At 66.3% G+C, this 12,843-nt stretch carries 11 protein-coding genes and 1 pseudogene; 5 read left to right on the top strand and 7 right to left on the bottom strand.

Annotation, left to right across the window (positions count from 1 at the left end; translation table 11 throughout):
- The 7 genes and pseudogenes from BFD71_RS40580 to BFD71_RS17065 all read right to left on the bottom strand — a co-directional run.
- Positions 1 to 111 (bottom strand): annotated as a pseudogene (locus BFD71_RS40580) (ABC transporter ATP-binding protein); the annotation flags it as partial.
- A 22-nt stretch (positions 112 to 133) separates the two neighbouring features.
- Positions 134 to 1,015: an urea ABC transporter ATP-binding protein UrtD gene (gene urtD, locus BFD71_RS17090; RefSeq protein ID WP_069265486.1), complete on the bottom strand. Its 882-nt coding sequence runs from the start codon at positions 1,013 to 1,015 to the stop codon at positions 134 to 136.
- Positions 1,012 to 2,205: an urea ABC transporter permease subunit UrtC gene (gene urtC / locus BFD71_RS17085; RefSeq protein ID WP_069265485.1), complete on the bottom strand. Its 1,194-nt coding sequence runs from the start codon at positions 2,203 to 2,205 to the stop codon at positions 1,012 to 1,014. Before urtC ends, urtD begins: the two co-directional genes overlap by 4 nt.
- Position 2,206: 1 nt before the next feature.
- A complete protein-coding gene (urtB, locus tag BFD71_RS17080) occupies positions 2,207 to 3,847 on the bottom strand; it encodes an urea ABC transporter permease subunit UrtB (RefSeq protein ID WP_069265484.1) in 1,641 nt (546 codons plus the stop codon).
- A 115-nt stretch (positions 3,848 to 3,962) separates the two neighbouring features.
- Positions 3,963 to 5,267: an urea ABC transporter substrate-binding protein gene (gene urtA / locus BFD71_RS17075; RefSeq protein ID WP_069265483.1), complete on the bottom strand. Its 1,305-nt coding sequence runs from the start codon at positions 5,265 to 5,267 to the stop codon at positions 3,963 to 3,965.
- Between the two features lie 413 nt (positions 5,268 to 5,680).
- The gene (locus BFD71_RS17070) at positions 5,681 to 6,004 is read right to left on the bottom strand and encodes a rhodanese-like domain-containing protein (RefSeq protein WP_069265482.1); all 324 of its coding nucleotides are present in this window, start codon (positions 6,002 to 6,004) and stop codon (positions 5,681 to 5,683) included.
- A gap of 72 nt (positions 6,005 to 6,076) precedes the next feature.
- Positions 6,077 to 6,730 (bottom strand): protein-L-isoaspartate O-methyltransferase family protein, encoded by a 654-nt coding sequence (locus BFD71_RS17065; RefSeq protein ID WP_069265481.1) that lies wholly within the window; start codon positions 6,728 to 6,730, stop codon positions 6,077 to 6,079.
- 282 nt (positions 6,731 to 7,012) lie between these two features.
- On the opposite strand from BFD71_RS17065, the gene BFD71_RS17060 reads away from it, so the two are divergent.
- The 5 genes from BFD71_RS17060 to BFD71_RS17040 all read left to right on the top strand — a co-directional run bounded on the left by BFD71_RS17060 (position 7,013) and on the right by BFD71_RS17040 (position 12,823).
- Complete coding sequence (locus BFD71_RS17060) at positions 7,013 to 8,086, top strand: LacI family DNA-binding transcriptional regulator (RefSeq protein ID WP_069265480.1); 1,074 nt, start codon at positions 7,013 to 7,015, stop codon at positions 8,084 to 8,086.
- Positions 8,087 to 8,198: 112 nt separating this feature from the next.
- The gene (locus BFD71_RS17055; RefSeq protein ID WP_069265479.1) at positions 8,199 to 9,686 is read left to right on the top strand and encodes a sugar ABC transporter ATP-binding protein; all 1,488 of its coding nucleotides are present in this window, start codon (positions 8,199 to 8,201) and stop codon (positions 9,684 to 9,686) included.
- The gene (locus BFD71_RS17050) at positions 9,667 to 10,689 is read left to right on the top strand and encodes an ABC transporter permease (RefSeq protein WP_069265478.1); all 1,023 of its coding nucleotides are present in this window, start codon (positions 9,667 to 9,669) and stop codon (positions 10,687 to 10,689) included. Before BFD71_RS17055 ends, BFD71_RS17050 begins: the two co-directional genes overlap by 20 nt.
- A 101-nt stretch (positions 10,690 to 10,790) precedes the next feature.
- A complete protein-coding gene (locus tag BFD71_RS17045) occupies positions 10,791 to 11,759 on the top strand; it encodes a substrate-binding domain-containing protein (RefSeq protein WP_069265518.1) in 969 nt (322 codons plus the stop codon).
- A 14-nt stretch (positions 11,760 to 11,773) separates the two neighbouring features.
- On the top strand, positions 11,774 to 12,823 hold the full coding sequence (locus BFD71_RS17040) for a sugar phosphate isomerase/epimerase family protein (protein ID WP_069265477.1): 1,050 nt from the start codon (positions 11,774 to 11,776) through the stop codon (positions 12,821 to 12,823).
- The last annotated feature ends 20 nt before the right edge of the window (positions 12,824 to 12,843 follow it).

Below are 12,843 nucleotides of genomic sequence, written 5' to 3'. Positions count from 1 at the left end.
GCCGTTGCGGCCGAGCAGCACGGTGAGTTCACCCTCGGGCACCGTCATCGAGACGTTGCGCAGGATGTGGCTGCCGCCATAGTACTGATTCAGCGATTCGATGGTTAGCATGACTGATCTATTCAAAACGGCCCTAGCGGCCCAGATACGATTCGATGACCGCTTCGTCGCGCTTCACGTCCTCGAGCGTGCCGTGCGCGAGCACGCTGCCTTCGGCCATCACCGTGACGCGCCCGGTTTCCCCCGCAAGCGCCGCGACGAACTCCATGTCGTGCTCGACCACCATCATCGAGCAGCTCCCGCGCAGGCGGTTGAGGAGCGTCGCGAGTTCCATGGTCTCGTCGTCGGTCATGCCGGCGGCGGGCTCGTCGAGCAGCAACAGCTGCGGCCTTTGCATGAGCAGCATGCCGATTTCGAGCCGCTGCTTCTGGCCGTGCGAGAGCTCGCCCGCGAGGCGTCGCGCGTCACTTTCCAGCCGGATCACCTCGAGCGTTTCCTCGATCTTCGCCTGCGCCTCGCGGCCAAGGCGCGCGCGCAGCGTGGCGAACCAGCCCTTGTCGGCCTTCATCGCGAGTTCGAGGTTCTCCCAGACGGGATGCTGCTCGAACACCGTGGGCTTCTGGAACTTGCGGCCAATACCGGCGCGCGCGATCGCCGGCTCGTTCATGCGCGTGAGGTCCAGCGTCTGCCCGAGGAACACCTTGCCGGAATCTGGCTCGGTCTTGCCGGTGATGACATCCATCATCGTGGTCTTGCCCGCACCGTTCGGGCCGATCACGCAGCGCAGCTCGCCCGCGTCGATCACGAGCGAAAGCTTGTTGAGCGCGCGAAAGCCGTCGAAGCTCACGGTCACGTCTTCGAGATACAGGATCGTGCCGTGCGAGATGTCGATCGCGCCGGGTTCGACCACGTGCCCGAGTTCCGCCACGCCGGAGAGGGCGAGTTCGTCGTACTTGAGGGCGTCGTCGAAGGGGTTGTGGTTGAGCGGGTCGCTGATCACGCTATGTCCGTTCATGGGCGTTCGCTCCGCGTGGTGATCCGCTTCCGGATGAGTTCGATGAGTCCCATGATGCCGTTGGGCAGCAACAGCGGCACGAGCACGAACATCAGGCCGAGGAAGAACAGCCAGTACTCGGCGAAATGCGCGGTGAAAAAGCTCTTTGCACCGTTCACGGCGAACGCGCCGATGATCGGCCCGATGAGCGTGCCGCGTCCGCCCACGGCCACCCAGATCGCCATTTCGATCGAGTTGCCAGGCGACATCTCGCTCGGGTTGATGATGCCGACCTGCGGTACGTAGAGCGCGCCCGCAATGCCGCACAGGACGGCCGAGACGGTCCACACGAAGAGCTTGTAGCCCAGCGGGCTGTAGCCGAGAAACATGAGGCGCGTTTCGCCGTCGCGCACCGCGGTCACGACACGCCCGAGCTTCGAGGTGACGATGGCCCGCGCGCCGAGAAACGCGAGCACGAGCACGGCGAACGTCAGCAGGAACAGCACGGTGCGCGTGCCCGGATGCGTGATCGGCATGCCCGCGATGCGCTTGAAGTCCGTGAAGCCGTTGTTGCCGCCGAAGCCGGTTTCGTTGCGGTAGAAGAGCAGCATCGCGGCGAACGTCATGGCCTGCGTGATGATCGAGAGGTACACGCCTTTCACGCGCGAGCGGAACGTGAAGAAGCCGAACACCCAGGCGACCACGGCGGGCACAAGCACGACGAGCAGGAGTGCATACCAGAGATGCTCTGTGCCTTGCCAGTACCACGGCAGCGCATGCCAGTCGAGAAACACCATGAAGTCGGGCAGGTCGCTGCCGTACTTGCCGTCGTGACCGATCTCGCGCATGAGGTACATGCCGATGGCGTAGCCGCCCAGCGCGAAGAAGAGGCCGTGCCCGAGGCTCAGAATGCCGCAGTAACCCCACACGAGATCGAGCGCAAGTGCAGCGATCGCATAGCACATGAGCTTGCCGACGAGCGTCATCGCATACGCGGAAAGATGCAGTGCGCTCGATTGCGGCAGCACCAGCGCGCAAAGCGGGACGCCCACGCCGATCACGAGGATCAGCACGATGAGCGCGAGCCAGGCGCGCGGCGAGAGCAGGGCCGGCCGCGCGGGCAAGCCAAGGGCGAACGTTTCGGCGCCGTCGGCTGAAGTTCGCGAGGCGCCCAGCGTGTGACGCGCGGAAGAGGAAGTGACGCTCGTCATGTCATGCCTCCGCGCTGCGGCCCTTGAGGGCGAACAGCCCCTGCGGACGCTTCTGGATGAAGAGCACGATCAGCACGAGCACGGCGATCTTCGCGAGCACGGCGCCCCAGAACGGCTCGATGGCCTTGGAGACGAGCCCGAGACCGAAGCCGCCGATGACGGTGCCCGCAATCTGCCCGACGCCGCCCAACACCACCGCCATGAACGAATCGATGATGTAGCTCTGGCCGAGATCGGGACCGACGTTGCCGATCTGCGAGAGCGCGCAGCCGCCAAGTCCCGCCACGCCCGCGCCGAACGCGAAAGCCCACGCATCCACGCGCGCGGTGCGCACGCCCACGCAGGCCGCCATGCGGCGGTTTTGCGTGACGGCGCGCACGAACAGGCCAAGACGCGTCTTCGTGAGCACGGTCCACGCAACGCCCACCACGATCAGCGAGAACGCGAGGATCGCGAGGCGGTTGTACGGCAGGATGAGGTTCGGCATGACGCTCACGCCGCCGCTCATCCACGAGGGGTTTTCGACCTGCACGTTCTGCGCGCCGAAGATCATGCGCGTGGCCTGAATGAGGATGAGGCTGATGCCGAACGTCGTGAGCAGCGTCTCGAGCGGGCGGCCGTAGAGGTGACGGATCACGAGCCGCTCGATCACCGCGCCTACGAGCGCGGCAGCAACGAACGAAGCGGGAATCGCGAAGAGCGGATACCAGTCGAACGCGCCCGGCGCATAGCGCTGCACGAGCGTTTGGACGACGTAGGTTGCGTACGCGCCGATCATCAGGAACTCGCCGTGCGCCATGTTGATGACGCCGATGAGTCCATAGGTGATCGCGAGGCCGAGCGCCGCGAGCAGCAGCACGCTGCCGAGCGAGAGGCCCGCGAACAGCGTGCCGGCGATCTCGCTGCGGCGCTGGATGGCATCGAGCGCATCGATGCCCTGTTGCGCTGCTGATCGCACATCGGCATCGGGCTCGCTGTACGCGCCGCTCGCGTTCTTCGCGACGAGCGGGCGCAGCAGTTCGTACATGTCGACGTCGCGGCGCGCCGCGACGAGCTTCGCCGCTTCGAGACGCGTGGCCGCAATCGGATCGTGAAGCGCGGTCATCGCCCAGAGCGTGTCGAGACGGCGCTTGAGTGCCGGGTCGGTTTCATTCGCGCGCGCGGCGTCGATCATCGGCTTCATGGCGGGATCGGGGTTCTTCAGCAGCCCGGCGATGGCGGCGCGGCGCGTTTCCAGATCGGGCGAGGCGAGTTGCAGGCCCGAGACCGCGCCCGCGACCTTCGAGCGCAAGAGGTTGTTCAGCGTGATGGGCTGCGCGCTCGAAGCGATGTTCGCGGCGACAGGTTGCCCAGTGGCTGCGTCGCGTGCATTGTCGCCATCTTGCACGAGCACTTCGCCCGAATCGGTTGCCGTGACGTTGTCGCCGGCGAGCGCTTTCAGGAGCGCAAGCGAAGCGGCGTCGTGCGTGGCGATGAGCTTGTCGATGGCCGCGGATTTCGCGTCGAAGTCGTCGCCGCCGAGCGGCGCGACGTCGGCCGCATCGAGCGCGTGCGCGCAAGTGCATAGCGCCGTGAAGAGCGCAGCGGCGGCGAGCGCGTGGCGCAGGCCCGCTTGCGCGTACCTCGGGAGTGAGAGAGCCATGGTGCTTTCTTTTTTGGTGCGGGCCACAGCGCAACAGCCTGAAGTTACGCCGCGGCCCGTAGACAGAGCACGCGAGCGCGCGCCACGTTGCGGCGCGGCGCTCGCGAAGACAACGTCAGGCCACGCGCGAGCGGCGCAGGAAGGCGGGCAGCGCGTTCGAGGTGACCACATCCGGCTTGCCTTCGTTGCCGGCGATGAACGGGCTCCACGGCTGCGCGCGCACGGCGGTCTTCGTCTTCCAGACGACATTGAACTGGCCGTCACCGCGAATCTCGCCGATCATCACCGGCTTGTGCAGGTGGTGGTTGCCGTCCATCGTGAGCGTAAAGCCCGAGGGCGCCGCCACGGTCTGGCCGATCATGGCCACGCGCACCTTGTCGACGTCGGTGCTCTTCGCCTTTTCCACGGCCTGCTTCCACATGTGGATGCCGACAAACGTCGCTTCCATCGGGTCGTTGGTCACGCGTTTGCTGCCGCCGGGCAGGTTGTTCGCCTGCACCCAGGCTTCGAACTGCTCCTTGAACTTCGTGTTGTTCGGGCCTTTCACCGACATGAAGTAATTCCACGCCGCGAGGTGTCCCACGAGCGGCTTCGTGTCGATGCCGCGCAACTCTTCCTCGCCCACGGAGAACGCGACCACGGGCACGTCGGTCGCCTTGATGCCCTGGTTGCCGAGCTCCTTGTAGAACGGCACGTTCGAGTCGCCGTTGATGGTCGACACGACAGTAGTCTTGCCGCCTTGCGAGAACGTCTTGATGTTCGCGACGATGGTTTGATAGTCGCTATGGCCGAACGGCGTGTAGACCTCCTGAATATCGCTGTCTTTCACGCCCTTCGAGTGCAGGAAGGCGCGCAGGATCTTGTTGGTCGTGCGCGGATACACATAATCGGTGCCGAGCAGGAAAAAGCGCTTCGCGCCGCCGCCTTCGGCACTCATCAGGTATTCCACCGCGGGAATCGCCTGCTGGTTGGGCGCCGCGCCCGTGTAGAACACATTGCGCGACATTTCTTCCCCTTCGTACTGCACGGGGTAGTAGAGCAGGCCGTTGAGCTCCTCGAACACGGGCAGCACCGACTTGCGCGACACCGAAGTCCAGCAGCCGAATACGCAGGCCACCTTGTCCTGCGTGAGGAGCTGGCGCGCCTTTTCGGCGAAGAGCGGCCAGTTCGAGGCCGGATCGACCACTACGGGCTGGATTTGGCGCCCCATCACGCCGCCGTTCTTGTTGATGTCGGCAATCGTCATCAACGCGGTGTCTTTCAGTGAGGTCTCCGAAATGGCCATCGTGCCCGAGAGCGAGTGCAGGATGCCGACCTTGATCGGCCCGCTGCCGGTGTCCGCGTGCGCGAACGGCATGCGCCCCGCGGCCGCGAGTGCGCCCGACATCGTCCCGAGTTTCAACAGACTGCGACGTTTCATTTTTGTGCCTCTTGTCCGTGAGTGAGTCGTGGGCCGTGGCGCGGGGTCGTTTTGTCGTCTTGCGCGCCGCCCGGTGTGTGTGGCCTGTCTTGCGCATACCCTTCTGCAAGCGTTGTGCCAGCGTGAAGGTCAAGCGCCAGGCTTGCCCCATAAGGCGCGCGGCGATGCGGGGCGCATCGGCGGTGACGCAACGGGCGGGCGATTGTGGTGCAGCGAGATGCATGTTCGGGCGCGCTGCATCGTCTCAGTGCGCGTGTGCATGAAGCCGGACGAATGGCGCGTCGGGGCACGCTGCATCGTTGTGCATGAGGGGCGTGCCGGTGGCTGCACGCAGTGGAGCGGAGTGAATGATCCAGAAATGACAAAGGGCGCGGCCTGAGCCGCGCCCCTTCCTTACGCTGGCGTGCGCCTGCTTAGTACGTCGGCACCTTGGGGTCGACCTGGCGCGACCAGGCGTCGATGCCGCCTTGCAGGTTGAACACCTTCGTGTAGCCGCGCGACTCGAGGAACATCGCCACCTGGGCGCTGCGCGCGCCGTGGTGGCAAATGCAGACGATCTGCGCCTCGTCGTCCAGCTCCTCGCTTCGCGCAGGGACCTCGCGCATGGGGATCGACAGGCTGCCGGCGATCTTTGCCGTTTCGATTTCCCACGGCTCGCGCACGTCGAGCAGTACGGGAGTCTCGCGCGAGGTGTCGGCAAGCCATTCGGCGAGGGCGGGGGCGGTCAGATTCTGCATGGAACACTCAATCGGGTAAGTAAGCCGGGCTGCCGTGCACGGAACCCGGCGATGCGGCAGGTTGGCAGCGCCTTAGAACTTGAAGCGCGGCGGATGCACGGCGTTCTGCAGCGGCTCGACATACGTTTCGAACACGCCGGCAATACGGAACTGCTTTTCGTCGATGCGCGTGATGATCTGCGCTTCCATGACGGGCGCGCCGCCCACGAAAGCCGCCAGTCGCCCGCCCACCTTGAGCTGCTCGAGCAGTTCCTGCGGCACGACCGGCAGGCCGCCCGAGACGCAGATCACATCGTACGGCGCGTTCGCGGCCCAGCCGCGTGCGCCGTCGCCGACCACGACTTCGGCGTTGAGCACGCCGTTCTTGACGAAGTTCGCGCGCGCGAATTCGGCGAGTTCGGTGTCGATCTCCACGCTCAGCACCTTCTGCGCCCGGTGCGCGAGCAGCGCCGCCATGTAGCCGGAGCCCGCGCCGATTTCGAGCACGCTCTCATGCTTCTTGATCGCGAGTTCCTGCAGCACGCGCGCTTCGACGCGCGGCGCCATCATGTGCTGGCCGTTCGGCAGCGGCACTTCGAGGTCGGCGAACGCGAGGGCGGTATAGGCCTCGGGGACGAAATGCTCACGCTTGACGATCGAGAGCAGGTTCAGCACGTCCTGGTCGAGCACTTCCCAGGGGCGAATCTGCTGTTCGATCATGTTGAAACGCGCTTGTTCGATGTTCATGGTGACTCGGCGTTGTGGTCGGGATCGGTTCGGTCCAAGCCCGGCAAAAAGGGTGTCGGGCAATCGGAGAATTGTAGCAAACCGGCTGCTGGCCCGGCCGCGCCGCCGACAGCCCGAAGGGGTTCCGGCGGGATTGACGGATCGGTGTTTGTCCTGGCTTCGTGAGCCTTGCGGTTTTGCGGTTCTCGTACCAAAAATGTAATCGATTACATTTTGACGCGCCCAGACGGCTCACGCCGCGGCCGCCGCAGGCTTCCGAACCGGTCACCATCGCCTTCGCCCATGTCCGCTCGCTCGTCCAGAACGTCGCAACTGCGGCCGCAGCCGTCTGAAGACGCCCGCGCCGATACCGCCGCGCGCGGCGGCTCGATCGCGGCGGTGGCGCAGCGCGCGGGGGTCTCGGTCGCGACGGTTTCGCGCGTGCTCAACGGTCATGCGAACGTGCGCGCCGCCACGCGCGAGCGCGTGCTCTCCGAGATCGAAACGAGCGGCTACCGCGTGAACGAACTCGCGCGCAACCTGCGCACGGCCGAAAGCCGCCTGCTCCTGACGATGGTGCCCGACTTCGGCAACCCGTTTTATGCGGAGATCGTGCGCGGCATCGACAGCGTCGCGCGCCAGCACGGGTTTTTCCTGCTGCTGTGCGACACGGGCGCGGACGCCGGCCGCGAGCGCAGCTACTTCGACCTGCTGCGCCGCCATCGCGCGGACGGGGCGATCTGCCTCGACCCGGCAACCGTGCAACATGCGCTGGCCGCCGAATCGACGGCGCTGCCGTGGGTGGCCTGCTGCGAGTTCGATCCGGACGTGGGCGTGCCGTATGTCGGCATCGACAACTACCGGGCCGCGCACGACGCCGTGCGGCATCTGATCGCGCGGGGGCGGCGACGTGTCGCGCTCATCAACTCCGACGAGCACTATCTCTACGCACGGCAGCGCCGCGAGGGCTGGCGCGATGCGCTCGGCGAAGCGGGCATCGCGATGCGCGACGCGTGGCGCGTGAACGTGAACTGCCTCGACTACGACGCGGGCGCGCAGGCCGCCGCCGCGCTCATGCAGTTGCCGGCGGGCGAAGCGCCGGACGCGATCTTCGCGGTGTCGGACACGCTCGCGGTGGGCGTGGTCAATGGCCTGCGCGGCGCGGGACGGCGCGTGCCGCGCGACGTCGCCGTGGTCGGCTTCGACGATATCGCGCTCGCCGCGCAGATCGACCCGCCGCTCACGACGATCGCGCAGCCCATGCGGGAACTGGGCGAGACGGCCGCGCGTCTGTTGCTGCGGCGTTTCGCGGACCCGCGCGCGAGCGTGCCGGGCGTGCTGCTGCCGCATCGGCTGGTGGTGCGCGAGAGCGGGTGAAGTCGAAATAACGCAAACGAACACATAGCAGGGGAGACCAGCGGAGCGAAGGCGGGCGGCGAGCGCCGCCCGCCGGAGCCCGCCGACAAGGCCACTGGAGGAGCGCACGCGCATGAGCGTCGCCGTCAAGTTCAACGACATCCGCAAGGACTTCGGTCCCGTGCGCGTGCTGCACGGCGTGAGCTTCGAGCTCGCGCCGGGGCGCATTCACGGCCTTTTGGGCGAGAACGGCGCGGGCAAATCGACGCTCATGAAGATTCTCGCGGGCTACGAAAACGCGAGCGCGGGCGAGATACTGGTGGACGGCGTGGCGCGCCGCTTCGACGGCTCGCGCGAGGCTGAAGCCGCCGGCATCGTGCTGATCCACCAGGAGTTCAACCTGGCCGAGCACCTGACGATCGCGCAGAACATCTTCCTCGGCCACGAGAAGCGCAAAGGCTGGCTCGTCGACGACGCTGCCATGCGCCGCGAAGCGCGCGAACTGCTCGCGCAGGTGGGCCTCGCGCGCGACCCGGACGTGAAGGTGCGCGACCTCATCGTCGCCGAAAAACAGCTCGTGGAGATCGCCAAGGCGCTCTCGCGGCACGCGCGCCTCCTGATCATGGACGAGCCCACGGCCACGCTCACGCTCGCCGAAACCGCGCGCCTTTTCGCGCTCATGACGAAGCTGCGCGCATCTGGCACGACGCTCGTCTACATCTCGCACAAGCTCGACGAGGTGGAGAGGATCACCGACGACGTGGTCGTGATGCGCGACGGTCGCTTCGTGGCCGCGAGCGCGACGGCCGGGCTCGCGCGCCAGCAGATGGCGAACCTCATGGTGGGCCGTGACGTCTCCGACATGTTTCCGGAGAAAGGCGCGGCGCCCGAGCTTGCCCCCGTGGCGCTGCGCGTGACGCATCTGAGCGTGCCGGGCTGGGTCGAGAATCTGGGCTTCGAGGTGCGCGCGGGCGAGATTCTCGGCTTCGCGGGACTCGTGGGCGCGGGACGCAGCGAGGCGTTCGAGGCGATCGTGGGCTTGCGCCACAAGCACGCAGGCGAGATCGAGATCGACGGCCGCCCGGTCACGCTGCGCCACCCGCGCGACGCGATGCGCCACGGCCTCACGTACCTGAGCGAAGACCGCAAGGGCCGCGGCCTGCACATGAACCTCACGCTGCAGGACAACCTCACGCTCATGACACTCGAGCGCTACGGTCATCCGCTGCTCGATCTGAAGGCGGGCCGCCGCGCGCTCGAGAAAGCGGTGCGCGACTTCGGCATCCGCACCGGCGACCTCGACAGCCGCGCGCGCATGCTCTCGGGCGGCAACCAGCAGAAGCTCGCGCTCGCCAAGTTCCTGCAGCCCGACCCGCGCGTGATCGTGCTCGACGAGCCCACGCGCGGCGTGGACGTGGGCGCGAAGCGCGACATCTATTTCCTGATCCAGCGGCTCGCGGCCTCGGGGCGCGCGGTCGTCGTGATCTCGTCCGAACTGGTCGAGCTGATCGGGCTCGCGCATCGCGTGGCCGTGATGCGCGCGGGCCGGCTCGTCGCCACGCTCGGGCACGAACATCTGAACGAAGAGGAGCTGATCGCTCATGCAACCGGCACCCACTGACGCTACGTCCGAAGGCCGTGGCGCGCGCTCGGCCGCGGCGCGATTCGTGCACCGGCTCGCAGGCGTCGGGCCGCTCATCGGCCTGATCCTGCTTTGTGTGCTCGGCACGCTGCTCAACCGCGATTTCGCCACCGCCGGCAACCTGCTCAACGTGCTCACGCGCACCTCGTTCATCGGCATCATTTCCGTGGGCATGACGTTCGTGATCATTTCGGGCGGCATCGACCTGTCGGTCGGCTCGATGGCCGCGCTGATCGCGGGCGTGATGATCTGGGTGATGAATACGCTGGCGGCGAGCGAACACGCGTTTGCACCCCTGGCCATCGTCGCGATCGGTATTGCGATTGCGCTCGTGCTCGGCGCGGCGTTTGGGCTCGCGCATGGCTTGCTGATCACACGCGGACGCATCGAGCCTTTCATCGTCACGCTCGGCACGCTAGGCATCTTCCGCTCGGTGCTGACATGGCTTGCCGATGGCGGCGCGCTCACGCTGCAGAACAATCTCGTCGATCTCTACGGGCCGGTCTATTACGCGAGCCTTTTCGGCATTCCGGTGCCCGTGTGGGTGTTCGCGCTCACGGCGGCGGGCGGTGCGCTCATTCTCAACCGCACGGCGTTCGGACGGCACGTGCAGGCGATCGGCTCGAACGAGCAGGTCGCGCGCTATGCGGCGATCCGCGTCGATCGCGTGAAGTGCGCAACCTACGTGCTGCTGGGCGTGTGCGTGGGCGTGGCGACGGTGCTCTATGTGCCGCGTCTGGGCTCCGCCACGCCGACTACGGGCTTGTTGTGGGAACTGGAGGCGATCGCCGCGGTGGTGGTGGGCGGCACGGCGCTCAAGGGCGGCGAAGGGCGCGTGGCGGGCACCGTGGTCGGCGCGGTGTTGCTCTCGGTCATCGCCAATATTCTCAATCTCACGAGCATCATCAGCGTGTATCTGAATGCGGCGGTGCAGGGCGTGGCGATCATTGCCGTAGCGTTCCTGCAGCGCGGCAGACGGTAAGGATGTCGAAGCAGATCTGGCAGGGCGGTGGGGAAGTCGAAGGAGGCAGCGAAAACTCAACGCAAGAACGGGCGCGGGAGCGCACGACAGGAGACGGCATCATGAAGAAGATGATTCGAACGATGTGTGCGGGCGCGCTGGCGCTCGGCGTAGCGGCGACGTTCGGTGCGGGCGCGGCGCGCGCCGACGACAAGGTCACGCTGGGCGTGGCGATTCCCACGGCCGACCATGGCTTCACGGGCGGCATCGTCTGGTGGGCGAACGAGGCGAAGAAGGACCTCGAAAAGGCCCATCCGGACCTCAAGGTCATCGTCAAGACGGCGGCGAACGCGCCCGATCAGGCGAACCAGCTGCAGGACCTCGTGACCGTCAACAAGATCAACGCGCTCGTGATCTTCCCGTACGAATCGGCTTCGCTCACGCAGCCGGTCGCGCAGGTGAAGAAGCAGGGCGTGTACGTGACGGTGGTCGATCGCGGCTTGACCGACACGAGCGCGCAGAATGCCTATGTGGCCGGCGACAACACGGCGTTCGGCAAGATCCCCGCCGAATATCTCGCGAAGCAGCTGGGCGGCAAGGGCGACATCGTCGCGCTGCGCGGCATTCCCACCACGCTCGACAACGAGCGCTGGACGGCGTTCACGAACGTGCTGAAGAACTATCCAGGCATCAAGATTCTTGACGCGAAATACGCGAACTGGAACCGCGACGACGCGTTCAAGACGATGCAGGACTACCTGACGCGCTTCAAGCACATCGACGCCGTCTGGGCCGCCGACGACGACATGGCCGTGGGCGTGCTCAAGGCGATCGACCAGGCCAAGCGCAACGACATCAAGATCGTGTTCGGCGGCGCGGGCTCGAAGGAGATGGTCAAGCGCGTGATGGACGGCGACCCGCTCATCAAGGCCGATGTGTCGTATTCGCCGAAGTTCATCTACGACGCGATCAAGCTCACGGCCGAAGCACGTTTGCAGGGCAAGTCGCTGCCGCCCACGACGATCATCCCCTCGGTGCTGATCACCAAGGAGAACGCGAAGCAGTTCTACTTCCCCGATTCGCCGTTCTGAGGACGGGGCTTGCGATGAAGACGATCAAGGGCCCAGCGATTTTCCTCGCGCAGTTTCTTGGCGACGACGCGCCGTTCGACAGCTTCGCGCACATGGCCGGCTGGGCGGCCCAGCTCGGCTACAAGGGCATCCAGGTGCCCACCGATGCGCGCCTCGTCGATCTCGCGCAGGCCGCGTCGAGCGTGGCGTACTGCGACGACCTGCGCCAGCAGGCCGACGATGCGGGCGTGACGATCACCGAGCTTTCCACACATCTGCAAGGACAGCTCGTGGCCGTGCACCCCGCCTACGACACGCTGTTCGACGGCTTCGCGCCACCGCAGGTGCGCGGCAAGCGCGACGCGCGCACGGCATGGGCCATCGAGCAGCTGATGCTGGCCGCGCGCGCCTCGAAGAATCTGGGCTTAAGCGCGCACGTGACGTTTTCGGGCGCGCTCGCGTGGCCGTACGTCTATCCGTGGCCGCAGCGGCCGGCGGGGCTCGTCGAAGCCGCCTTCGACGAACTCGCGCGCCGCTGGCGGCCGATTCTCGACGCGTTCGATGCAGCGGGCGTCGACGTCTGCTATGAACTGCATCCGGGCGAGGATCTGCACGATGGCGTGACGTTCGAGCGCTTTCTTGCGGCAGTGGGCGAGCATCCCCGCGCGAACATCCTCTACGACCCGAGCCACTTCGTGCTGCAGCAGCTCGATTACCTCGCGTTCATCGACCTCTATCACGCGCGCATCAAGGCCTTTCACGTGAAGGACGCCGAATTCCGCCCCACGGGCAAACAAGGTGTGTACGGCGGCTACAGCACATGGGTGGAGCGCGCGGGGCGCTTTCGCTCGCTTGGCGACGGGCAGATCGACTTCGGCGCGATCTTCTCGAAGCTCACGCAGTACGACTATCCGGGCTGGGCGGTGCTCGAGTGGGAGTGTGCGCTCAAGCATCCGCACGATGGCGCGCGCGAGGGCGCGGAGTTCATCAAGCGGCGCCTCATTCGCGTGGCGGAGCACGCGTTCGACGACTTCGCGGGCAGCGGCGTCGATGCGGCGCAGGTGAAGGGCGTGCTGGGCCTCTGAACGAGATTCTCGCAGGAGAC

It is taken from the genome of Paraburkholderia nodosa (assembly GCF_001718195.1).
Lineage (GTDB): Bacteria > Pseudomonadota > Gammaproteobacteria > Burkholderiales > Burkholderiaceae > Paraburkholderia > Paraburkholderia nodosa_A.
The sequence above is the reverse complement of the archived record's forward strand: the minus strand, read 5'-3'. Positions and strand labels throughout refer to the sequence as shown.

Excerpts from the sequence above, each read along its gene's own strand:
- urtD (WP_069265486.1), bottom strand. The coding sequence starts at position 1,015 with ATGAACGGACATAGCGTGATCAGCGACCCGCTCAACCACAACCCCTTC.
- urtC (WP_069265485.1), bottom strand. The coding sequence starts at position 2,205 with ATGACGAGCGTCACTTCCTCTTCCGCGCGTCACACGCTGGGCGCCTCG.
- urtB (WP_069265484.1), bottom strand. The coding sequence starts at position 3,847 with ATGGCTCTCTCACTCCCGAGGTACGCGCAAGCGGGCCTGCGCCACGCG.
- urtA (WP_069265483.1), bottom strand. The coding sequence starts at position 5,267 with ATGAAACGTCGCAGTCTGTTGAAACTCGGGACGATGTCGGGCGCACTC.
- BFD71_RS17070 (WP_069265482.1), bottom strand. The coding sequence starts at position 6,004 with ATGCAGAATCTGACCGCCCCCGCCCTCGCCGAATGGCTTGCCGACACC.
- BFD71_RS17065 (WP_069265481.1), bottom strand. The coding sequence starts at position 6,730 with ATGAACATCGAACAAGCGCGTTTCAACATGATCGAACAGCAGATTCGC.
- BFD71_RS17060 (WP_069265480.1), top strand. The coding sequence starts at position 7,013 with ATGTCCGCTCGCTCGTCCAGAACGTCGCAACTGCGGCCGCAGCCGTCT.
- BFD71_RS17055 (WP_069265479.1), top strand. The coding sequence starts at position 8,199 with ATGAGCGTCGCCGTCAAGTTCAACGACATCCGCAAGGACTTCGGTCCC.
- BFD71_RS17050 (WP_069265478.1), top strand. The coding sequence starts at position 9,667 with ATGCAACCGGCACCCACTGACGCTACGTCCGAAGGCCGTGGCGCGCGC.
- BFD71_RS17045 (WP_069265518.1), top strand. The coding sequence starts at position 10,791 with ATGAAGAAGATGATTCGAACGATGTGTGCGGGCGCGCTGGCGCTCGGC.
- BFD71_RS17040 (WP_069265477.1), top strand. The coding sequence starts at position 11,774 with ATGAAGACGATCAAGGGCCCAGCGATTTTCCTCGCGCAGTTTCTTGGC.